We start from the raw sequence: 21937 nt of genomic DNA on the forward strand, positions 1-21937 counted from the left end.
CCAGGCATCGCTGCCTGCGCCGACCTTCTTATCTACCGAGGCGCATTATGAACGAGCAAACCGATCGGCTGCTGGATATTCGTGGCGTCAGCAAATTCTTTCCCGGCGTAAAGGCGCTGGATAATGTCTCTTTTAGCCTGGGGCGTGGAGAGATCATGGCGCTGCTGGGCGAAAACGGAGCGGGAAAATCAACCCTGATTAAAGTACTGACCGGCGTTTATCAGCGTGACGCCGGTGAGATTATCCTGGATGGTCAGCCGATAGCGCCGCGCAATACCGCGCAGGCGCAGCAGGCAGGGATCGGTACCGTTTATCAGGAGGTCAATTTGCTGCCGAACATGTCGGTGGCGGATAATCTGTTTATCGGGCGCGAGCCGCGCCGCTTCGGGATGGTTGATCGAAAGAGAATGGTCAGGGAGGCCCGCAGCCTGCTTAATCGTTATGGTTTCGAGCTGGATGTTAACCGCCCGCTGGGGCACTACTCTGTGGCGATGCAGCAAATTATCGCTATCTGCCGTGCGGTAGATCTCTCTGCTCAGGTGCTGATCCTGGATGAGCCCACCGCCAGCCTTGATGCCAGCGAAGTTGAAATGCTGTTTACCTTGATGAATCAGCTCAGAGCCAAAGGCATGAGCCTGATCTTTGTCACGCACTTCCTTGACCAGGTTTATCGCGTCTGCGATCGCATTACCGTACTGCGTAACGGGCAATATATCGCTACCCGTGACACCCATACGCTATCCCAGCTGGAGCTGATTAAACTGATGCTGGGCCGCGACCTGCTGCAAACGGCGCTACAGCGTGCCGGACGCACGCTGCGCAGTGAAAAACCGGTAGTGGAATTTCATCATTACGGTAAGAAGGGCGTGGTTGAGCCGTTTGATCTGCAGGTGCGCCCCGGCGAAGCGGTGGGGCTGGCGGGGCTATTAGGATCGGGCCGTACTGAGACAGCTGAACTGCTGTTTGGCATTCGCCGTGCCGATAGCGGTACGGCCATTATCCGCGGTAAAAAGCAAAATATCCGTAGTCCGGCGCAGGCTTCGCGACTTGGCATGGGATTCTGTCCCGAAGATCGTAAAACCGACGGTATCATCGGTGCCGCTTCGGTCCGGGAAAATATCATTCTGGCGCTACAGGCGCAGCGGGGCTGGCTGCGTCCAATTAGCGATCGTGAACAGAGTGAGATCGCCCAGCGTTTTATTCGCCAGCTGGGTATTCGTACACCCAGCGACGATCAGCCTGTTGAGCTGCTCTCAGGCGGTAATCAACAAAAGGTACTGCTTTCGCGCTGGCTGGTCACCCGACCCCAGTTTTTGATTCTTGATGAGCCAACGCGTGGCATTGACGTTGGCGCACATGCGGAAATTATTCGCCTGATCGAGACGCTTTGCGCTGACGGGCTGGCGCTACTGGTGATCTCTTCAGAGCTGGAAGAGCTGGTGGGTTACGCCGATCGCGTGGTGATCTTGCGCGATCGACAGCAGGTCGCGGAAATTCCGCTGGAGAAACTGTCGGTGGCGGCAATCGTCAGCGCAATTGCGGATGGAGGAACTCAACATGCCTGAAAGCCACCTGTTATCGGAGAAACCCGTGATGCAGAAGCGTAAATTCCCCCCTGGTATGCCACAGCTGGCGGCGTTGATTCTGGTGCTGCTGGTCGACAGTCTGGTAGCACAAAACTTTTTTGCGCTGCATTTGCAGGATGGGCGACTGTTTGGCAGCCCGGTTGACATACTTAACCGCGCAGTGCCGGTTGCACTGCTGGCCATCGGCATGACGCTGGTGATCGCCACCGGGGGCATCGATCTTTCCGTGGGCGCAATTATGGCGATTGCCGGTGCCACGGCAGCAACCTTAACGGTAGCGGGGCATAGTTTGCCGGTGATTATTCTGGCCACCTTGGCCAGCGGCGCGCTGTGTGGCCTGTGGAATGGCATTCTGGTGGCGCTACTGAAGATCCAACCGTTTGTTGCCACCCTGATCCTGATGGTGGCCGGGCGCGGGATTGCTCAGCTGATTACCCAGGGGCAAATCGTGACCTTTGACAGCGACGCGCTGGGCTGGATCGGTAATGGCGCGTTTGCGCTGTTGCCGGTGCCGGTGTGGATCGCTGCGATCGTCGCGCTGTTGGTTTGGCTGCTAACGCGTAAAACCGCGCTGGGGCTGTTTATCGAAGCCGTGGGCATTAATTTGCGCGCCGCACGTAACGCTGGCGTCAACGGCTGGCTGGTAGTGATGTCTGTCTATGTGATTAGCGGACTGTGCGCGGCGGTGGCCGGGTTAATTGTTGCAGCGGATATTCGCGGGGCCGATGCCAACAATGCCGGATTATGGCTGGAGCTGGATGCGATTCTGGCTGTGGTGATCGGCGGCGCTTCGTTGATGGGGGGGCGCTTTAATCTGTGGCTCTCGCTGCTGGGCGCGCTGATTATTCAGGCGATGAATACCGGCATTCTGCTTTCTGGCTTTCAGCCGGAGCTGAATCAGGTCGTCAAAGCGGTGGTGGTGATGGCGGTCCTGCTGCTGCAGTCACCGCGTTTTCTGCAATTACTGAAACGGCGAGGCAAAAATGCTTAAACGTCATTTACCCCTGATGATTACGCTGTTGGTGTTTGTCACGGGCTATCTGTTTTGTCTGACACAGTTTCCCGGCTTCGCCTCTACCCGCGTGATTGGCAATATTCTTACCGATAACGCGTTTCTTGGCATAGTCGCCGTCGGCATGACCTTTGTGATCCTCTCCGGCGGGATCGATCTCTCTGTGGGTGCGGTGATCGCCTTTACCGGCGTTTTTCTTGCCAGAGCGATTGGCGACCTCCATCTTTCCCCCTGGCTGGCTTTCAGCATTATTTTGCTGGCGGGTGCCGCTTTCGGCGCGCTGATGGGATGGCTGATCGATGCGCTGAAGATCCCGGCATTTATTATTACTCTGGCGGGGATGTTTTTCTTGCGCGGCTGTAGCTATCTGATCGCGGAAAGTTCGATACCGATTGATCATCCCCTTTACAGCACGCTTTCCAGTATGGCGTGGAAAATGCCGGGCGGAGGGCGGCTGAGCCTGATGGCGTTAATCATGCTGATGGTGGTGGCGCTGGGAATTATGCTGGCGCATCGTACGCGCTTTGGCAATCAGGTATATGCCATCGGCGGCAGTATGCATTCGGCGCAGCTAATGGGCGTTTCAACCCGCGCCACCACCGTGAAGGTTTACATGCTTTCCACTTTACTGGCAACGCTGGCGGGGATTGTTTTCTCGCTCTATACCTCGGCGGGCTATGCGCTGGCGGGCATGGGCGTGGAGCTGGATGCTATCGCATCGGTCGTTATTGGCGGCACGCTGCTTTCCGGCGGGGTAGGCACCGTGCTGGGCACGCTGTTTGGCGTGCTGATTCAGGGACTGATTCAGACCTGGATTAATTTTGACGGCACCCTGAGTTCATGGTGGACCAAAATCGCCATTGGCATTCTACTGTTTGCTTTTATCGCGCTCCAGCGTCTGCTGACAGTGATATGGGATCGGCAGCAGAATGCACCGGTGAGGCGTATTACGCTAAAACCCTAGCTATGGCGCACCATGTCTGACGGTATCCTTTGGCATGCCAGCCAGGGGTTACCGTTCATACGTGGTGTGCTTTTTAACAATATTAATTAGTTACAACATACTATGGAGTGGATTTCCGACCCGGTTTCAGCATGCACCGAACCCAAGTCATAAAAAAGCCGCATCATTGATGCGGCTTTTTGCTCAGCTAATGAAGTTAGCGGTTCAGGCGGTAATACACCTCATTCCAGCGCAGCGCATCCTTGAAAGCAGGCAGCGTAGTGTCATTATCAATCACCATCACCTCGATACCGTGCATCTCTGCATACAGACGCATATCATCCACATCCAGCGCCTGGCTGAAGACAGTATGATGCGCGCCGCCGCCGAGGATCCAGGCTTCAGACGCCGTGGCAAGCGAAGGCTGCGCTTTCCACAAGGCGTTGGCCACCGGTAGCTTCGGCAACGGCTGCGGCTGTTCAATCGCATCCACCACGTTGACCAGCAGGCGGAAGCGGTCGCCCATATCGATAATACTGGCGTTAACCGCCGGGCCGGCAGGCGTCGAGAAGATCAGGCGGGCCGGGTCGGCTTTGCCGCCAATGCCAAGGAACTGTACATCCAGCAAAGGTTTCTCTTCTTTAGCGATAGAGGGGCAAACCTCCAGCATATGCGAACCCAGTACCAGCTCATTGCCCGGCGAGAAGTGATAGGTGTAGTCTTCCATAAAGGAGGTGCCGCCAGGCCGATCTCCCGCCATCACCTTGAAAATATGCAGCAAAGCGGCGGTTTTCCAGTCACCTTCACCTGCGAAACCATAACCCTGCGCCATCAGGCGCTGAACCGCCAGGCCCGGCAACTGAGTCATGCCGTGCAGCGTCTGGAAGTTTGTTGTAAACGCGCGGCAGCCTTCATCGTCCAGAAAACGTTTCATACCCAGTTCGATACGTGCCGCATCCAGCACGTTCTGGCGTTTCTCGCCGTTAACGGCGGCGACGGCACTAAACCGGTACTGGCTTTCATATTCATCAATTAACGCGTTAACATCGCCATCGCTGACCTGATTAATCACCTCTACCAGATCGCCCACGCCCCAGCCGTTAACGGCATAACCAAACTGGATCTGCGCCGCAACTTTATCGCCCTCGGTTACCGCGACTTCACGCATATTGTCGCCAAAGCGCGCCACTTTCAGCTGCTGACTGGCGTGACGCGCCGCCGAAGCGCGCATCCACTTACCGATACGCTGATGGCTCTGGCTCTCCTGCCAGTGGCCGGTTATCACACTATGAGAAAGACCCATGCGCGCGCCGATAAAACCAAACTCACGGCCGCCGTGCGCCGTCTGATTCAGGTTCATAAAATCCATATCCATGGTTTCCCACGGGATCTCCGCGTTAAACTGGGTATGGAACTGCAGCAGCGGCTTATTCAGCACCGACAGACCGCCGATCCACATTTTGGCCGGCGAGAAGGTGTGCAGCCAGGTAATAATACCGATGCAGCTGTTGTCATAGTTAGCGTCGCGGCAGAGCGCCAGCGCTTCGTCCGGACTTTTCACCAGCGGCTTCAGGACCAGTTTTACCGGCAGGCCCGCTTCGCGATTCAGCCCATCGACCACCTGCTGCGCATGATCGGCGACCTGGCGCAGCGTCTCCGGTCCATACAGATGCTGGGTGCCAATCACAAACCACACGCTCAGCGAATCGAACTGTTGCATAAAAACTCCTTAAATAGCGGAAGAGGGACGTGCGGCATAATTCGGTTCAGCTGTCGCACACCACTGTTGATAACGTTCATAAAGTTGCTGATAGCGCGCCACGCGCGACGCATCGGGCTGCAGCGTTTTCTCTACCGGGCTGGCCATCTGTTGCTGGGCGCTGGGAACATCGTCATACACGCCCGCCGCTACGGCGGCAAAGATCGCCGCGCCCAGTGCACAGCACTCATCGGATGCCACAATATCCAGCGGTCGATTCATCACATCGCAGCAGACCTGCATAATTGCCGGAGATTTACGGGCGATGCCGCCCAGCGTCAGGATGTTCTCTACCGGGATCTGCTGCTGTTCGAAACACTCCATAATGGCGCGTGCACCAAAGGCGGTGGCGGCGATAAAGCCACCAAACAGGGTGGGCGCGTCGGTACCCAGATTGAGATCGGTGATCACGCCTTTCAGACGCTGGTTGGCAAACGGCGTACGGCGGCCGTTAAACCAGTCCAGTACCACGGGCAGATGATCCAGTTGCGGGTTAGCGACCCAGGCATCGGTTAACTGGCGCAGCAGGTCCTGCGACAACGCCTCAAGCTGCGGTTTTAACTCTGGCTGTTGACGGGCGGCCAGCTGCAGCGGCCAGTTCAGCAGACGACTGAACCAGGCATACATATCGCCAAAAGCGGACTGGCCCGCTTCCAGACCCATCGCGCCTGGCGTGACGCTACCGTCAACCTGACCACAAATTCCTTCAATCGCACGGCTGCCGACGCGTTCGCTGTCAGCAATCAGAATGTCGCAGGTGGAGGTGCCAATCACTTTTACCAGGGTATAAGGCTGGGCACCGGCGCCCACCGCGCCCATATGGCAGTCAAACGCGCCGCCGGAGAGCACCACGGAGGTAGAAAGGCCGAGACGCTGCGCCCATTCCGGGGTGAGCGTGCCAACGGGTTTTTCCGCGGTAAACGTATCGGTAAACAGGGGATAATCCAGCTGTTGAGTCAGCATGGGATCGAGCGCGTTAAAGAATGCCGCTTGCGGCAGGCCGTCCCACTGCGGATGCCACAGGGATTTATGACCAGCGGCGCAGCGCCCACGACGAATGGCTGCCGGAGCGGTGGTGCCGCTCAATAATGCTGGCACCCAGTCGCACAGTTCAATCCAGGAAACGGCGGCGTCGCGCACGGCGGCGTCAGCGCGGGAGACGTGCAAAATTTTTGCCCAGAACCATTCAGAGGAGTACACGCCGCCAATATAGCGCGAGTAATCTTCAAACTGGCCGCTGCGACAGAGTTGATTAATCTCCTCCGCTTCTTCAATGGCGGTGTGATCTTTCCACAGCACAAACATCGCATTGGGGTTATCAGCAAATTCAGGGCGCAACGCCAGTACGTTACCGTCACGGTCGATCGGTGCCGGCGTTGAGCCGGTAGAATCCACACCGATGCCGACAACCGCAGCGCGCTGCTCTTCGCTCAGGCGCGCCACCACGCCACAAATTGCTTTTTCCAGCGCCTCAATATAATCCAGCGGATGATGACGGAACTGGCTGACCTGCGGCACGCTATACTGGCCGGCCATCCAGCGCGTATAGGGCGCCACCTCTTTTTGTAGTTCCTCGCCGCTTTGGCAGTCTACTGCCAGGGCGCGAACCGAATCGCTGCCAAAGTCCAGACCAATCGTTATGGCACCAGCACGCATTCGGGCTCTCCTGTTAATGAACAATCGCAGGCTCTAACACTAAAAAGTGTGGCGGTTTTCGGTTAGCCCTTGCCAGCTGCATATATGCATTTTTCTGTCATCGTCATGGGTTATGTGAAGCCGGTCAAAAGTTAATGCTCGGTTAAATCTGCTGAATTTATGGATTAAATTGCTATTGTTTTGCTATGTGATACCGCTCTACATTTCCTGGTGCATTTCCCGCTAAAACTAGCCCAGCGTTTGTTCAGGTAACGCGCAATATTAAAGCTAATTACCTGATTTGCCGTTTTCATAATCTTTTTAATCCGATTGGTATCGTTTACACCGTTTCGTTGCGCACAACGAAATAATTACACTGCGCCGGAGAACACCATGCACAAATTCACTAAAGCGTTAGCCGCCATTGGACTGGCTGCCGTTATGTCACAATCCGCTATCGCTGAGACGATGAAACTCGGCTTCCTGGTTAAACAGCCGGAAGAACCCTGGTTCCAGACGGAATGGAAATTCGCTGATAAAGCGGGCAAAGATTTGGGCTTTGATGTGATCAAGATTGCGGTGCCTGACGGCGAGAAGACGCTGAACGCCATTGACAGTCTGGCCGCCAGCGGCGCGAAAGGCTTTGTTATCTGTACTCCCGATCCCAAACTGGGATCGGCGATTATGGCAAAAGCCCGCAGCTACGATCTGAAAGTGATCGCGGTGGACGATCAGTTTGTTACCGCCAAAGGCAAACCGATGGATAGCGTGCCGCTGGTGATGATGGCGGCGACCAAAATCGGCGAGCGTCAGGGCCAGGAGCTGTATCAAGAGATGCAGAAACGCGGCTGGGATGTGAAAACCTCAGCGGTCATGGCGATCACTGCGAACGAACTGGACACCGCACGTCGCCGCACCTCTGGTTCCATCGAGGCGCTGAAGGCAGCCGGATTCCCGGAAAAGCAGATCTATCAGGTTCCTACCAAATCTAACGATATTCCCGGCGCTTTTGATGCCGCTAACTCGCTGCTGGTCCAGCATCCGGAAGTGAAAAACTGGCTGATTGTCGGCATGAACGATAACACCGTGCTGGGTGGCGTGCGCGCCACTGAAGGTCAGGGCTTTAAAGCGGCCAACGTTATTGGCATTGGCATCAACGGCGTGGATGCCATCAGTGAACTCTCTAAAGGTCAGGCGACCGGCTTCTACGGGTCGCTGCTGCCCAGCCCGGATGTACATGGCTACAAAAGTATCCAGATGCTGCACGACTGGGTAACCAACGATAAAGAGCCGCAGAAATTCACCGAAGTAACGGATGTGGTGCTGATTACCCGCGATAACTTCAAAGCTGAACTGGCGAAAAAAGGGTTGATGTAACGCGTGGTTTCATCGACGGGCGGCATGTGTCGCCCGGTAAGCAGGCCCGCACGGTTGATGCGGGCAGGTTGTGCTCATCTTACGCCGATTAACCGGCGTTCACAGTGAACAGGCAAAGCGGAGACACCATGAACACTGATTCAGCCTTTCTGTCGTTTCATGGCATCAGTAAAACTTTTCCCGGCGTAAAGGCGCTGCAGGATATCAGCTTCAGCTGCCGTGCAGGCGAAGTGCATGCGCTGATGGGAGAAAACGGCGCCGGTAAATCGACGCTGCTGAAAATCCTTAGCGGCAGCTACCAGCCCAGCGGCGGCACCATTCAGATTCAGGGCAGGCCGGTAAATTTCAGTCACACCACCGACGCGCTGAATGCTGGCGTGGCCATTATCTACCAGGAGCTGCACCTGGTGCCGGAAATGAGCATTGCGGAAAATATCTACCTTGGCCAGCTGCCACAGCGCGGCGGACTGGTTAACCGTAAGCTGCTGCGCTATGAGGCAGGGCTACAGCTGAAAAACCTTGGCATGGATATCGATCCCGATACGCCGCTGAAATATCTGTCGCTTGGGCAGTGGCAGATGGTGGAGATTGCCAAAGCGCTGGCGCGCAACGCCAAAATCATCGCCTTTGATGAACCCACCAGCTCACTGTCGGCGCGGGAAATCGAGCAGCTGTTCCGCGTTATTCGTCAGCTGCGTGCGGAAGGGCGCGTGGTGCTGTATGTGTCGCATCGTATGGAAGAGATCTTTGCGCTTAGCGACGCCATTACGGTGTTTAAAGATGGACGCTACGTGCGCACCTTTGACGATGTGCCCAATACCAGCCACGACATGTTGGTACAGGCGATGGTCGGGCGCGATCTGGGCGATGTCTATGGCTATGCGCCGCGTGAGCATGGCCCGGTGCGATTGCAACTGGAGGGCGTACATGCGGTCGGCGTGCGCCAGCCGGTCTCGTTCAACGTACACGCCGGTGAAATCGTCGGGCTGTTTGGTCTGGTTGGCGCCGGACGCAGCGAGCTAATGAAAGGGCTGTTTGGCGCGACACGCCTGAAGGCGGGACGTGTGCTGCTGGACGGCAAAGCCCTGGCTATCAGCGAGCCTTCAGATGCCATTCGCGCCGGGATTATGCTCTGTCCGGAAGATCGCAAAGCCGACGGCATTATTCCCGTCCATTCGGTGCGCGATAACATCAATATCTCTGCACGACGTAATAACCTGACGGCGGGGTGTTTGATCGATCGGCGCTGGGAATCGCAGAACGCCGATAAGCATATCCGGTCGCTGAATATCAAAACTCCGGGACCTGAACAACTGATTATGAACCTCTCCGGCGGCAACCAGCAGAAGGCGATCCTCGGCCGCTGGCTGTCAGAAGATATGAAGGTCATTCTGCTGGATGAGCCGACGCGTGGGATAGATGTCGGAGCAAAGCATGAAATCTATAACCTGATCTATGCGCTGGCGCAACAGGGCATTGCCGTGCTGTTCGCCTCCAGCGATCTGCCGGAAGTCATGGGTCTGGCCGATCGTATTCTGGTGATGCGCGAAGGTGAGATCGCCGGTGAATTGTTACATGATGAGGCAACGGAACAGCTTACGCTGAGCCTTGCCATGCCGAAAAATACGCAACAGACGGCCGCCGTGGCCTGATGCAGGAGTAATGCTATGTCTTCCACGACTTCAAATACGCCGCCAGTAGCGCGTTCCGGTTTACGTTTGGGCCGTATCTGGGATAACTTCGGGATGCTGGTGGTTTTTGCCGTGTTGTTTATCGCCTGCGTACTGTTTATCCCTAACTTTGGCTCCTTTATCAATATGAAAGGGCTGGGTCTGGCGATGTCGATGTCCGGTATGGTGGCGTGTGGCATGCTGTTCTGCCTCGCCTCCGGCGACTTTGACCTCTCCGTGGCGTCGGTGATTGCCTGCGCCGGGGTGACCACGGCGGTGGTGATCAATATGAGCGAAAGCCTGTGGCTGGGCATCGGCGCGGGTCTGCTGCTGGGGATGCTCTGCGGCTTCGTTAATGGCTTTGTCATCGCCAAACTGAAAATCAATGCGCTGATCACCACGCTGGCAACCATGCAAATTGTGCGCGGCCTGGCCTATATCTTTTCCGATGGTAAAGCTGTGGGTATTGAAGATGAACGTTTCTTCGAGCTGGGTTATGCCACCTGGTTCGGCTTGCCGGCACCTATCTGGCTGACCATCGGCACCATGATTATCTTTGGTTTTCTGCTGAATAAAACCACCTTTGGCCGCAATACGCTGGCGATCGGGGGTAACGAAGAGGCGGCACGGCTGGCCGGCGTGCCGGTGGTACGTACCCGCATCATTATCTTTATTCTTTCCGGACTGGTTTCAGCCGCTGCCGGGATTATCCTTGCTTCACGTATGACCAGCGGTCAGCCGATGACTTCGCTGGGCTATGAGCTGATCGTTATCTCCGCCTGCGTGCTGGGCGGCGTATCGCTGAAAGGCGGAATTGGTAAAATCTCCTACGTGGTGGCAGGCGTACTGATCCTCGGTACCGTTGAGAATGCGATGAATCTTCTGAATATCTCACCTTTCTCACAATATGTGGTGCGCGGTCTGATACTGTTGGCAGCGGTGATTTTCGACCGCTACAAACAGAGCCATAAAGCGGCCTGATCGTCGTGGGCAGCCGCACGGCTGCCCGCAATTTCGACGCTTCGTTACGAGGATTATTATGTACCATCGTCAACCGATTGAGTCACAGCCCAACCCTTTACTACCGGGCTATGCGTTTAATGCCTGGCTGGTGGCCGGGCTGACGCCGATTAGCGCTGGCGGCGCGCTTGATTTCTGTATCGACCGCCCGCACGGCATGAAAGGCTATATTATCAACCTGACGATAAAAGGACGGGGCCGGGTATTTGACGGCGATGCCTCTTTCGACTGCGAGCCGGGCGAAATGCTGCTGTTTCAGCCCAAGACGCCGCACTATTATGGCCGGGCGCCCGATAGCGACTGTTGGTATCACCGCTGGATCTATTTCCGTCCACGCGCCTACTGGCATGACTGGCTGCGCTGGCAGGATGAAACCAATGGCGTGGGACGCCTGCGGCTGCCAGAGTCGCTGCGCGGTGAGTTTGATCGTCTGTTTGCTAATATTGAACAGACGCATAATTCCGGCCGTCGCTTTGCCGAAGAGCTGGCGATGAATTTGCTGGAGCGGCTCCTGCTGCGGGCAGTAGAGGAAGATCCGCGCTCGCATCAGCAAATTCGCGATCCGCGTATTATTGAAGCCTGTCAGTATGTGACCAGTAATCTGGCTGGCGAGCTAAAAATTGAGGCGGTGGCGAAGCACGTTTGTCTGTCGCCGTCGCGGCTGGCGCACCTGTTTCGTGAGCAGATGGGGGTAAACCTGCTGCGCTGGCGTGAAGACCAGCGGGTCATTCGTGCCAAGCTGCTGCTGCAAACCACCCAGGAGCCAATCGCTTCTGTGGGCCGTGAGGTCGGTTATGACGATCAGCTCTATTTCTCGCGTGTGTTCCGCAAACGCGTCGGTGTCAGCCCTAGCGATTTCCGACGCCGTAGCCAGGACGCGCATGACGCGTTGGTAGCACAGGAAACCTGGCAATTGCCAAAGCGAGCAGGGGAGTAAAAGGTTTGTTGGCCCGCGTCAATCGCATCGCGGGCCTTGTATTGAAAAGAAACAGTAGCATCGCTCATCTTTTTATCTGAAATATTCTTCTTTCTCTTTAGGCGTTACCACTCTTGCGCCTTACATCGACTGGCTTAGCGCCGCCTGTTTGCCGGAACTCTATGTTCAGGATCACAGGATATATATTGCATGATATTAATCTTTTATTTTTCGCTCTACATTATACTGTGCAATAAGCAGGGATTTCAGGCGGCTTACCGTCGTTATCTTTCAGGCAATAACCATGCGAAGGAGAAGGTATGCTTACTCATAACCACTATGGCCAGGCTTTAGGCAGAGAAATTAAAGATTGGGTGAAGAGAGCCGCTCCTGAAAAAGTCACGCTGAAAGGCGATTACTGTATCGTTTTACCGCTATCATCCGATCATGCCGAAGATCTCTTTCCTGAATGGCACAGCATTGACGATGACCGGGACTGGACCTATCTTTCTGATGCCAAACCTGCCACTAAAGAACAATGCTATCAGTATTTTAGAAAACTCAGCGCAGATAAAGATAAACTCTACTTCGCCGTGAAAGATATTCATGATGGTCACATAAAAGGCATGCTTTGCGTCACCCATATTGACCCGAATAATGGGGTATTTGCGCTGGCGGAAATCAACTGGACGCCGCTGATGAAAAGAACACGGCTCAGTACGGAGTCGCTTTTTCTGATCATTAGCTATTTTATGGATAAGCTGCATTACCGGCGATGCGAGTGGCAAACCAACAGCCTGAACACTCAGTCCATAGACTCGGCCCAACGTATCGGGTTTATCAGAGAGGGAATACTGCGTGATAAAAGGATCAGTAAAGGTTATGCCGAAGATATCGCGTTTTTTTCCATCACCGCTTCTGACTGGGTTGATACGGCTGCCGCACTTAAAGCCTGGCTGAGAAAAGAAAATTTTGATGAGCGTGGCAGGCAGATCCATAAGCTTGAGAGCTTCCGCGTTGCAGTGAACAGTGGCGAGGCATAAGCCGGGTTTAGGTTGAGTGCGCTTTGCGGCCTCTGCGCTGGCAACGCGCAGACGGCTATTTAATCAGCAGTTGGTTTAACATCTTGCGCAATTATCTGGCATAGTTGCGCAACTTATTTTTATACTACTCTGCACTTTACCTTAAAGATTAAAAGTGAGTGCATATGATCGACGCCCGCCTTCCGCTTACCGATATCCATCGCCATCTTGATGGCAATATTCGTGCCGCCACCATCCTTGATTTAGGTCGTGAGTTCAACATTGCTTTGCCAGCCAACAGCCTGGAAGCACTGCGTCCTCATGTTCAGGTGGTCGAAAACCAGCCCGACCTGGTAAGTTTCCTGCAAAAGCTTGACTGGGGGGTAAAGGTGTTGGGATCGCTGGAGGCCTGCCGTCGCGTGGCGCTGGAAAACGTTGAGGATGCCGCCCGCGCCGGGATCCATTATGCCGAGCTGCGTTTTTCGCCAGGCTATATGGCGATGAACCATCAATTGCCCATTACCGGCGTAGTGGAAGCGGTAATTGATGGCGTACGTGCTGGCTGCCAGCAGCATAATATTGATGTACGCCTGATCGGTATTATGAGCCGTACCTTTGGTGAAGAAGCCTGCCTGAATGAGCTGGAAGGACTGCTGGCCCATCGCGATGGCATTACCGCTGTGGATCTGGCCGGTGACGAGCTGGGATTCCCTGGCAGTGAATTCCTCAGCCACTTCAATCGCGCGCGTGACGCAGGCTTTCGAATTACGGTACATGCCGGTGAGGCTGCCGGTGCGGAAAGTATCTGGCAGGCGATTCGTGAACTGGGCGCCGAACGTATTGGTCACGGGGTTAAGGCAGTAGAAGATCCGGCGCTGATGGATTTCCTTGCCGCGCAGGGGATTGGTATTGAGTCCTGCCTGACTTCAAATATCCAGACCAGCACCGTAGCGCATCTGAGCCATCATCCGCTGGTGAAATTTCTTGATCATGGCATTCTTGCTACGCTGAATACTGACGACCCGGCGGTGCAGGGGATCGAAATTGCTCATGAGTATCAGGTTGCCGCACCGCAGGCTGGGCTGACGGCTGAGCATATTCTTACCGCCCAGGAAAATGGCCTGAAGATCGCCTTCCTGAGCGAAGAAGAGAAGCAGCGTATCCGTCAGCGTGTAGCGGGCTAAGCGGAACTGAGCCAGGGCCAGCCCGCAGCGTAATACGCTACGGGCTGACTAGCGCGGACGGGCAACCACAATGCCTGGCCGCGTTTTAATGTAAGAGAGCAGCGGTGTATCGACAACCTTCATATTTTTCTTTAAAGAAGAGGCATTACGTAACCAAACCTGATTACCTTTTTTAATGATAATTCCGGTATGCGAAACATCCAGACCCGCCAGCGGCGAATAAATTCCCACATAGTCGCCCGTTTGCAACGCTTTTAAAGTTCCCTTATTAATATTATTAGCTGGAATATAATTAATTATTCGGGGCGTTATCGGCAAGCCAGGTAAATATTTTCCGCCGTCGGTTTTTAAATTAAGCTGTTTAGTAATTTTAACCGTCGGGGTATTCAGTTTATCGGTAATATCGCGCGCATTTAAGGGTGCCAGGCTAAACCAGTCGGAGAAAAAATGTTTACGATGGACGAAACTCACCTCTCCCTGGTGATAACGCGTGAGGCGCAACTGAGTAAAAAAGTCGTCTCGGCTGCTGGCGTGGCTGAGCGCGGCAACATAATCCAGCAGCGTAAAGCAGTCGACGCCGTTAAAATTGACAACCAGCTGCTCTGGAACGTTATCCGATCCCGTTAGCGTATCTGCCTGATAAGGCGTCCCGAGAAAAGCCGCAGAGATATCGGCAATGCGCTCTCCCAGTGGTTTATTATGTGCGGGAATAACCTGCTGTTGCAGCATCTCATCAAGTCGCTCAGAGGTTTGTTTATCTATTACCGGGCGAGATGTAGTGGTGCAGGCGGCAAGAGAAAATATTAATAATAACGATGCTATTAATTTCATTTTTAATTCCTTCTGTATTATTTCTGTCAGGCAAGAAATAACCTCAATCCTGAGGATGGAGTGGCATAATTATTAAATAATCATCTGAGCGCAAATTTTATTTTTATGAATGAGAGGGGGCGCGCAAAAAAAACGCTGATATAAAAAAGGGCGACATGATGTCGCCCTGAGAGTGAATAGCGCGTTAAAAGCGCAATAACCTTATTCCGGCAGGTTTTGTGCCGGCGCGCCCAGCATATAACGGGAGAGAAAGCCGTCGAGCGGCATATTTTCACCGTTCATCGTCACCTGAGTGCCGTTAAACTGCAGGCTGGTCACGATGTTGTCATCCTGCTGCTGGGTCAGGCGGAACATTTGTCCCATCGCCGCCAGGCCTTTAATCTGCTGTTCAGCCAGCTTGCTGGCATCAGATTCCTGATAACCTTCCGCCATAGCAACCTGCTTCATCAGCGCGGTCGCCATCGGCATATTAATCACCAGTTTACCTTCCAGCGATTTTAGCATCCGGCTCAGCGCGTCAGCCGGCGTTTGCGCCACGCCCTGAGCAGTAGCGGGATCTTTAAAATGCGCCGCTAAGTTAAAGGTGCTTTCTCCTTTATCATTTTTCCAGCTTAGCGGAGCCACGGTCACCACCGGATCGCCTTTCAGCAGCAGCGGCAGGTTAGCGGCCATAATCTGACGTACGCCTTCCTGATAACGCTCGGGATCCTGTTCAATGCCGGGCTGATTGATTAATGCCTGCATCTGGCTGCGATAGTTATCCGAAGCCGTTTTCAATGCCTGTCCATCAAACTGTGACAGCTTCAGGGTCATCTTGCCGGAACCAAAACTCTGTTTTTCCAGCATGAGGTTATCAATGGCGTAATCCATCTGGCCAGAGAGCGTATTGCCGCTGGAATCAAACTGCGTTTTGATATCCATGCCTTCCAGCGTTGCTGTTTCCTGGCCGTTAACCGCCGTGGTCAGCTTTTTCAGATTGAAGTGTTGATCGCCAATACGCACACCCTGCGGGCTAAGGTGGGTTTTACCGTTAAGGCTAATGCCATTCAGGGTGAACAGCACGGGCTGATTTGCTTCGTTTCTTATTGTCAGCGCCACGCTGTCAATATCGGAATCGAAATTAACCCGATCGCCTTCGGCATCGCTGTCAATGCCCAGCGTGCCGCCGTTCCAGGCGTAGCGCTCGCCGGTTTCACTGTTTTGATAATCCAGCGGCAACAGACGAATCGTTGAAGCGGTAGCGCCGCTGTAACCGATACGGGTATCCGCATCAATCACCGATTTACCTTTGGTCAGCTCAAACAGCTTTTTCAGCGCGGGGGTATTTTCCAGCTCGCTGTGTACCGAGGCCATGCTGGGGATCAGATTAAAGTTTTTCAGCTGAGCGAAGGGGAAAGGGCCATGATCGATGGTCTCATTCAGCACCACGCTCTGGCCCGGCTTCAGCAGCGCATTATCTTCTGTCTGCGAACTGGCCTGTACTACCAGCTGAGTATGGCTGGTAAACAGGCCGCGCTGATAATTTTGGTAACTCACTTTCAGACGGCTGTCGGGCGCAAGCTTTGTCAGCTGCGCATTCGCATTTTGCACGATCTGATCCATGTGGCTTTCGATCTGCTTGCCTGTTAGCCAGGCCGCGCCCGTCCAGACCACTCCCAGCGCGACTACAACGCCAACCGCAATTTTCGTCTTGTTCATCGATTCGTCCTTTTTACGGCATCAATGCCTGATATTAATTTATTGAATAATCATAGCATTTGCAGAACTGGCCGTCAGCCTGGCAGGTTATAAACTCGGGCAAGTTGTCCCTGACCGCAAGCCGTTATCGGTGATTCGCTGGCGGCGACGAAACAGGATTCGCCTGCCCTGAGCGTCAGCGGCTGTTGGCCCGTCAGCCGGGCTTCGCCTTCAATACAGAACAGGATTGCCGCGCTCTGCTGGCAGAGCGTTATCGGTGTAGCGTTCAGCGCGTGAATTGCGAAAGCGAAATCATCCACCGGAACGGGAAATTCGCGCGTATTTCCCTGCTGCACCGGCTCGGTGAGCAGGGTATCCGCCGCGCGGGGCGTAAATTTTATGTTGGCCATCAGTTCATCAACATCAATATGTTTCGGCGTCAGCCCGGCGCGTAACACGTTATCTGAGTTTGCCATCACCTCCAGCGCCACGCCGCGTAGATAGGCATGGGGCGTCTCAGCAAATAAAAACATCGCTTCGCCCGGCTGTAGTTCAATCAGGTTTAGCAGCAGCGGAGAAAAAAGCCCGCTGTCATCAGGATACTCTTCAGCGATGTTGCGAATAGTCCGCCAGGGTTCGCCGTGTTGCGTATGCAGCGTGGCTTTAAGAATATCAATCGCACGTTGTTTCTCTGCCTGCTGTAACGAGAGCAGCGAGGAAAACAGTATGGCCAGGCTCGCCTCATCCGGCTGCTGTAAGAAGTGGGCGATGGCCGGATGCGCACCGGCAACCGGCTGCAGCAAGGAAATGATCTCCGCAAAAGGGCGAAAACCGTTAATGGCTAAAAAAGGGGTCAGCGCATAAACCAGTTCAGGCTTATGGTTAGCATCTTTATAGTTGCGTTCCGGCGCGTTCAGCGGGATGCCCGCTGCGTTTTCACGTGCGAATCCAGCCTCGGCGGCGGATTTGCCAGGATGCACCTGAATCGATAGCGGCTGTTCGGCACACAGCACTTTAAACAAAAAGGGGAGCTCGCCAAAACGTGCCGCCACTTTTTCTCCCAGCAGGCCCGGCTTATCTGATTCGATCATCTCCCGCAGTGAGCGCAATTCGCCGTTCACTTCAATCCCCGAGCTGCTTTTAGGGTGTGCGCCCATCCATAGCTCAGCCATCGGCTGCTGCGTCGGATTCTCAATGCCATACATCTCAGTTAGTGCCGTTTTACTGCCCCATGCATAGTTTTGCAGCGAATTGTGAAGCTTAAACATGATCTCTCCTTTTACTGGCGGCTGACCGCAGGTATTAAAGCAGAACGTGTTTTCGAAACCTGGACACAAGTCAAATAAGGACGATTGGCTCGCAGAATGTTAAATTATTGTATGTCACACTATGGCCCATGCCCGCTGTGTCGGATAGTCACAGGTCAGGGCTTTTTAAATCATATGTTTGTGCTAAAGGAGAGAAGTAATGGCAGCCAACCGCATTGAAAAAGATTCAATGGGACCTATTGATGTACCGGCTGATAAACTGTGGGGCGCGCAGACGCAGCGCTCGCTGGAACACTTTCGCATCTCTACAGAAAAAATGCCTGCCGAGCTGGTGCATGCGCTGGCGTTAACCAAACGCGCCGCCGCAAAAGTTAACAGCGATCTCGGCCTGCTGCCGCAGGAGAGAGCGGAGGCGATTATTCAGGCTGCGGACGAAGTATTGGCGGAAAAGCATACCGCTGAATTCCCGCTGGCTATCTGGCAGACCGGCTCCGGCACACAAACCAATATGAATATGAACGAGGTGCTGGCCAACCGCGCCAGTGAGATCCTCGGCGGTGAGCGTGGCATGTCTCGCCTGGTGCATCCAAATGATGATGTCAATAAAAGCCAGAGCTCCAATGACGTTTTCCCTACCGCTATGCATGTGGCGGCGGTGATCGCTCTGCGTGAGAACCTGGTTCCGCAGCTCAATTTACTGAAGCAAACGCTGCAGTCTAAAGCGGAAGCGTTTAAAGATATCGTTAAAATTGGCCGTACCCACCTGCAGGACGCCACGCCGCTGACGCTGGGCCAGGAGATTTCCGGCTGGGTAGCGATGCTGGAACATAACCTGAAGCATATCGAGCAGAGCGTGCCGCACATAACTGAGCTGGCGCTGGGCGGCACCGCCGTTGGCACTGGACTGAATACGCATCCTGAGTATGCAGTGCGCGTTGCTGAAGAGCTGGCCGCGCTGACGCGTCAGCCGTTTGTGACCGCGCCGAATAAGTTTGAAGCGCTGGCGACCTGTGATGCGCTGGTGCATGCACACGGCGCGCTTAAAGGTCTGGCGGCCTCGTTGATGAAAATCGCCAACGATGTGCGTTGGCTCTCATCTGGCCCGCGTTGCGGCATCGGTGAAATTGCCATTCCGGAAAATGAACCCGGCAGCTCTATCATGCCAGGTAAAGTTAACCCGACCCAGTGCGAAGCGATGACCATGCTTTGCTGTCAGGTGATGGGGAACGATGTGGCGATTAATATTGGCGGCGCGTCCGGCAACTTTGAACTGAACGTGTTCCGTCCGATGGTCATTCATAACTTCCTGCAGTCGATTCGTCTGCTGGCGGATGGTATGGATAGCTTTAATCATCACTGCGCCGTAGGCATCGAGCCAAACCGCGATCGTATAACGCAACTGCTGAACGAGTCGCTGATGCTGGTGACCGCGCTGAATACGCATATCGGTTACGATAAAGCCGCTGAAATTGCTAAAAAAGCGCATAAAGAGGGGCTGACGTTGAAAGCGTCCGCGTTGAAGCTGGGCTATCTCACGGAAGAAGAGTTTGATGCCTGGGTTCGACCAGAAGAGATGGTTGGCAGCATGAAGCAGTAAATTATCTCCCGGGGCCAGCAGGCCCCGGTTTTTGCTTTGCGCCTGAATCCGCGCGATTTAGCGCCGTTATGCTCTCTCTTTGCCTGTGATCTTTCCCTTAAACCGAACTTACTGGCCTGTCGCAATAAAGATGCAGTCGCGGGATCAACAGCCACAGCGGATCCGCCTGCGGCTTATAGCGATGGGTAATATTTTCCGCATCATAATTTAACAGCTCACCTAATACCGGCACCTGTTGCCGATCCGGACAAAGCACCAGCAGCGGGGAAGGGCAGGCCAGCTGCGTCTGTTTTTGCTGCTCTTTATCCCAGATACGTGCAATCGGCTGCACTTTAACCGGCCGTTTGATTTTCAGCTTCGCGCCCGCAGGCAATGACTGCACCGCGATCAGCTCCTGCTGTACCTTCTCCGCCCATTGCTCACGGGTCCAGGGCGCCTGCGCGCGGCCCGCCTTCAGGCTCTTTTCCAGCTTTGCCACAATCTCCTGCGGCGTTACATTTTTAATAATATGTTTGTTGGCCCAACCGAAGCGCACGCTGTCTGGCGCATCCAGCAGGGTAATGGCGCGGTAGGCGTTTAGCGTTAGCAGGCCGCGCAGATGCGTATGCACAAATTCAAAACGTGCTTCACTCGGTAAGCCAGATTCCACGGTAATGATCTGCTCCAGCCGCGCCTTAAGCAGATTGATTTTATCAACCTGCTGATGGAGAAGGGCATGCTGGTGGCTGTCTGCTTCAAAGCAGAGTGCGCCGGGCAGGCGAACAGCAGCCTTGGTGCTGATATTTTCCGACTGACGTTGAATAAACAGACGACAATAATGCTGCAAAGCAAGCTGTCGCGCCTCATCCCCCAAATGCTGGGTTACGCTGATTTGCGCTATGGGATCGTGTTCAGCGCCTTTTGCCACTGGCGGTAACGAGAACACCCGGCCGACCAGCAGCGGCAGCGACGTTAATTGTTGCTGGAGAACGCTAAGCTCCTCATCAAGCTGATTAGCGCACTGACGCAAATCTTCCACTAAGTCATAGCGAGGCATGGTGGCTCCTGCGGTGAAAAATATTATTAGTTACAACATACATATGAATAATCAAAAATACCAGTCCAGCTACGGGGAAATCATCAGTCAGGCAGAAAAAAAGGCCACGTGAGCGCGGCCAGAAGAAGATGAGGTGAGGCTAGAGTTTTTTACTGTGGAGTTGGCTGGCGACAAGCAACGCCAACAGCAGCATTATGGCAATAAATGTCGTAATGCCTGGCCAGCCCCAGGCGTGCCAGAATACGCCGCCCAGGGTGCCCGCAATGCTGGATCCCGCATAATAGCTGAACAGATACAGCGATGAAGCTTGCCCTTTGGCGCGACGCGTACGTGGACCAATCCAGCCGCTGGCAACGGAGTGGGCGGCAAAGAATCCGGCGGTAAACAGCATCATTCCCGGGAAAATCAGCCACAGGGAATTAAAAAGCGTGATAAGCAGGCCACACAGCATCAAAGCCGTGGAGAAAAACAGAACCGGGCCGCGTCCATAGCGGGCCGTCATCGCCCCCGCTTTGGGTGAGCTCCATGAACCGGTGAGATAAACCACCGACAGCAGGCCAACAACCGCCTGACTGAGAAACCAGGGCGCACTCAGCAAACGATAGCCAATGTAATTAAATAGCGTAACGAAGGCACCCATCAGCAAAAAACCCTCCGCAAACAGCAACGGTAAACCGCGATCGCGCCAGTGCAGGCGAAAGTTAATCGCCAGGCTACGGGGATTAAGTGAAGCTGGCCGAAAATGACGCGACGCAGGCAGAATTTTCCAGAACATCAGCGCCGAAGCCAGGGCAAAACAGCCGATCACGACTACCGCCACGCGCCAGGAGCTAAAATCAGTAATAACGCCGCTCAGCAAACGACCGCTCATCCCGCCAATAGAGTTGCCGCTGATATATAAACCCATGGAAAAGGCAACCACACTGGGATGAATCTCCTCACTCAAATAGGTCATACCAACCGCAGCCACACCACTTAGCGATAAACCAATCAGCGCCCGCATAATTAAAATGCCGTGCCAGCTGTGCATGGTGGCGGAGATCAGGGTGCATATCGCGGCCAGTAGCAGCGCGATCACCATTACCGGCTTGCGGCCCACGGCGTCGGAAAGCGGTCCGGTTACCAGCAGCCCCAGCGCCATAAGAGCGGTTGAAATTGACAACGAAATGCTGCTTGTTGCGGGTGACACGCCAAATTCGTGAGAAAGCACCGGCAAAATAGGCTGAACGCAGTAGAGCAGGGCAAAGGTGGCGAGACCTGCGGAAAACAGCGCCAGCGTTACGCGCATAAACTGCGGCGTGCCGCGTTTGATATAGAGGTTTTTATTCACGACAGCGGGCGAGACACGCTGAACCTGGTCAGCGGGTAACGTCGCGCCCTGGGATGAGCGTTCCACAATAGTTC

At 54.4% G+C, this 21937-nt stretch carries 17 protein-coding genes; 10 read left to right on the plus strand and 7 right to left on the minus strand.

The features are described from left to right. Window positions 1–47 precede the first annotated feature (47 nt). From ytfR to yjfF, 3 genes are read left to right on the plus strand one after another with little or no spacing between them, the layout of a single operon-like run. Entirely contained in the window at window positions 48–1565 is a 1518-nt protein-coding gene (gene ytfR, locus ACQE3Y_RS10840; RefSeq protein WP_426981634.1) for a galactofuranose ABC transporter, ATP-binding protein YtfR, read from the plus strand. After that, the gene (gene ytfT, locus ACQE3Y_RS10845; protein ID WP_426972667.1) at window positions 1558–2577 is read left to right on the plus strand and encodes a galactofuranose ABC transporter, ATP-binding protein YtfT; all 1020 of its coding nucleotides are present in this window, start codon (window positions 1558–1560) and stop codon (window positions 2575–2577) included. Before ytfR ends, ytfT begins: the two co-directional genes overlap by 8 nt. Further along, window positions 2570–3562, plus strand: a complete 993-nt coding sequence (yjfF, locus tag ACQE3Y_RS10850; protein WP_426972666.1) for a galactofuranose ABC transporter, permease protein YjfF — start codon at window positions 2570–2572, stop codon at window positions 3560–3562. The genes ytfT and yjfF overlap by 8 nt, the downstream gene beginning before the upstream one ends. A gap of 196 nt (window positions 3563–3758) precedes the next feature. Here yjfF and araA read toward each other — a convergent pair whose 3' ends face one another. Then, complete coding sequence (gene araA / locus ACQE3Y_RS10855; RefSeq protein WP_426981635.1) at window positions 3759–5261, minus strand: L-arabinose isomerase; 1503 nt, start codon at window positions 5259–5261, stop codon at window positions 3759–3761. Window positions 5262–5270: 9 nt separating this feature from the next. Then, window positions 5271–6956: a ribulokinase gene (locus tag ACQE3Y_RS10860; protein ID WP_426972663.1), complete on the minus strand. Its 1686-nt coding sequence runs from the start codon at window positions 6954–6956 to the stop codon at window positions 5271–5273. 372 nt (window positions 6957–7328) lie between these two features. On the opposite strand from ACQE3Y_RS10860, the gene ACQE3Y_RS10865 reads away from it, so the two are divergent. The 6 genes from ACQE3Y_RS10865 (at window position 7329) to add (ending at window position 14124) form a co-directional block, all read left to right on the plus strand. Continuing rightward, window positions 7329–8312 (plus strand): arabinose ABC transporter substrate-binding protein, encoded by a 984-nt coding sequence (locus ACQE3Y_RS10865; RefSeq protein ID WP_426981636.1) that lies wholly within the window; start codon window positions 7329–7331, stop codon window positions 8310–8312. A gap of 128 nt (window positions 8313–8440) precedes the next feature. Then, complete coding sequence (araG, locus tag ACQE3Y_RS10870; protein WP_426981637.1) at window positions 8441–9964, plus strand: L-arabinose ABC transporter ATP-binding protein AraG; 1524 nt, start codon at window positions 8441–8443, stop codon at window positions 9962–9964. Between the two features lie 15 nt (window positions 9965–9979). Continuing rightward, a complete protein-coding gene (araH, locus tag ACQE3Y_RS10875; RefSeq protein WP_249894527.1) occupies window positions 9980–10963 on the plus strand; it encodes an L-arabinose ABC transporter permease AraH in 984 nt (327 codons plus the stop codon). 58 nt (window positions 10964–11021) lie between these two features. Beyond that, window positions 11022–11939: an arabinose operon transcriptional regulator AraC gene (araC, locus tag ACQE3Y_RS10880; protein ID WP_085071780.1), complete on the plus strand. Its 918-nt coding sequence runs from the start codon at window positions 11022–11024 to the stop codon at window positions 11937–11939. A 299-nt stretch (window positions 11940–12238) separates the two neighbouring features. Then, window positions 12239–12961, plus strand: a complete 723-nt coding sequence (locus ACQE3Y_RS10885; RefSeq protein WP_426972658.1) for a GNAT family N-acetyltransferase — start codon at window positions 12239–12241, stop codon at window positions 12959–12961. Window positions 12962–13125: 164 nt separating this feature from the next. Next, window positions 13126–14124, plus strand: coding sequence for an adenosine deaminase (add, locus tag ACQE3Y_RS10890; protein WP_426981638.1), 999 nt, complete (start codon window positions 13126–13128; stop codon window positions 14122–14124). 48 nt (window positions 14125–14172) lie between these two features. Here add and ACQE3Y_RS10895 read toward each other — a convergent pair whose 3' ends face one another. The 3 genes from ACQE3Y_RS10895 to manA all read right to left on the minus strand — a co-directional run bounded on the left by ACQE3Y_RS10895 (window position 14173) and on the right by manA (window position 17900). Further along, window positions 14173–14955, minus strand: coding sequence for a DUF1460 domain-containing protein (locus ACQE3Y_RS10895; RefSeq protein ID WP_426981639.1), 783 nt, complete (start codon window positions 14953–14955; stop codon window positions 14173–14175). A 201-nt stretch (window positions 14956–15156) separates the two neighbouring features. Then, on the minus strand, window positions 15157–16653 hold the full coding sequence (locus ACQE3Y_RS10900; protein WP_426981640.1) for a YdgA family protein: 1497 nt from the start codon (window positions 16651–16653) through the stop codon (window positions 15157–15159). A gap of 74 nt (window positions 16654–16727) precedes the next feature. Then, on the minus strand, window positions 16728–17900 hold the full coding sequence (gene manA, locus ACQE3Y_RS10905; RefSeq protein ID WP_426981641.1) for a mannose-6-phosphate isomerase: 1173 nt from the start codon (window positions 17898–17900) through the stop codon (window positions 16728–16730). Between the two features lie 199 nt (window positions 17901–18099). On the opposite strand from manA, the gene fumC reads away from it, so the two are divergent. Then, the gene (gene fumC, locus ACQE3Y_RS10910) at window positions 18100–19497 is read left to right on the plus strand and encodes a class II fumarate hydratase (RefSeq protein ID WP_426981642.1); all 1398 of its coding nucleotides are present in this window, start codon (window positions 18100–18102) and stop codon (window positions 19495–19497) included. A 97-nt stretch (window positions 19498–19594) separates the two neighbouring features. On the opposite strand, the gene tus is transcribed toward fumC, so the two are convergent. Continuing rightward, entirely contained in the window at window positions 19595–20533 is a 939-nt protein-coding gene (gene tus / locus ACQE3Y_RS10915) for a DNA replication terminus site-binding protein (RefSeq protein WP_426981643.1), read from the minus strand. A gap of 139 nt (window positions 20534–20672) precedes the next feature. After that, window positions 20673–21929, minus strand: coding sequence for an MFS transporter (locus tag ACQE3Y_RS10920; RefSeq protein ID WP_426981644.1), 1257 nt, complete (start codon window positions 21927–21929; stop codon window positions 20673–20675). Window positions 21930–21937: the final 8 nt, after the last annotated feature.

Origin of the sequence: Pantoea sp. FN0305, from assembly GCF_050113845.1 — a bacterium.
GTDB classification, from domain to species: domain Bacteria; phylum Pseudomonadota; class Gammaproteobacteria; order Enterobacterales; family Enterobacteriaceae; genus Mixta; species Mixta alhagi.

Excerpts from the sequence above, each read along its gene's own strand:
- ytfR (WP_426981634.1), top strand. The coding sequence starts at position 48 with ATGAACGAGCAAACCGATCGGCTGCTGGATATTCGTGGCGTCAGCAAA.
- ytfT (WP_426972667.1), top strand. The coding sequence starts at position 1,558 with ATGCCTGAAAGCCACCTGTTATCGGAGAAACCCGTGATGCAGAAGCGT.
- yjfF (WP_426972666.1), top strand. The coding sequence starts at position 2,570 with ATGCTTAAACGTCATTTACCCCTGATGATTACGCTGTTGGTGTTTGTC.
- araA (WP_426981635.1), bottom strand. The coding sequence starts at position 5,261 with ATGCAACAGTTCGATTCGCTGAGCGTGTGGTTTGTGATTGGCACCCAG.
- ACQE3Y_RS10860 (WP_426972663.1), bottom strand. The coding sequence starts at position 6,956 with ATGCGTGCTGGTGCCATAACGATTGGTCTGGACTTTGGCAGCGATTCG.
- ACQE3Y_RS10865 (WP_426981636.1), top strand. The coding sequence starts at position 7,329 with ATGCACAAATTCACTAAAGCGTTAGCCGCCATTGGACTGGCTGCCGTT.
- araG (WP_426981637.1), top strand. The coding sequence starts at position 8,441 with ATGAACACTGATTCAGCCTTTCTGTCGTTTCATGGCATCAGTAAAACT.
- araH (WP_249894527.1), top strand. The coding sequence starts at position 9,980 with ATGTCTTCCACGACTTCAAATACGCCGCCAGTAGCGCGTTCCGGTTTA.
- araC (WP_085071780.1), top strand. The coding sequence starts at position 11,022 with ATGTACCATCGTCAACCGATTGAGTCACAGCCCAACCCTTTACTACCG.
- ACQE3Y_RS10885 (WP_426972658.1), top strand. The coding sequence starts at position 12,239 with ATGCTTACTCATAACCACTATGGCCAGGCTTTAGGCAGAGAAATTAAA.
- add (WP_426981638.1), top strand. The coding sequence starts at position 13,126 with ATGATCGACGCCCGCCTTCCGCTTACCGATATCCATCGCCATCTTGAT.
- ACQE3Y_RS10895 (WP_426981639.1), bottom strand. The coding sequence starts at position 14,955 with ATGAAATTAATAGCATCGTTATTATTAATATTTTCTCTTGCCGCCTGC.
- ACQE3Y_RS10900 (WP_426981640.1), bottom strand. The coding sequence starts at position 16,653 with ATGAACAAGACGAAAATTGCGGTTGGCGTTGTAGTCGCGCTGGGAGTG.
- manA (WP_426981641.1), bottom strand. The coding sequence starts at position 17,900 with ATGTTTAAGCTTCACAATTCGCTGCAAAACTATGCATGGGGCAGTAAA.
- fumC (WP_426981642.1), top strand. The coding sequence starts at position 18,100 with ATGGCAGCCAACCGCATTGAAAAAGATTCAATGGGACCTATTGATGTA.
- tus (WP_426981643.1), bottom strand. The coding sequence starts at position 20,533 with ATGCCTCGCTATGACTTAGTGGAAGATTTGCGTCAGTGCGCTAATCAG.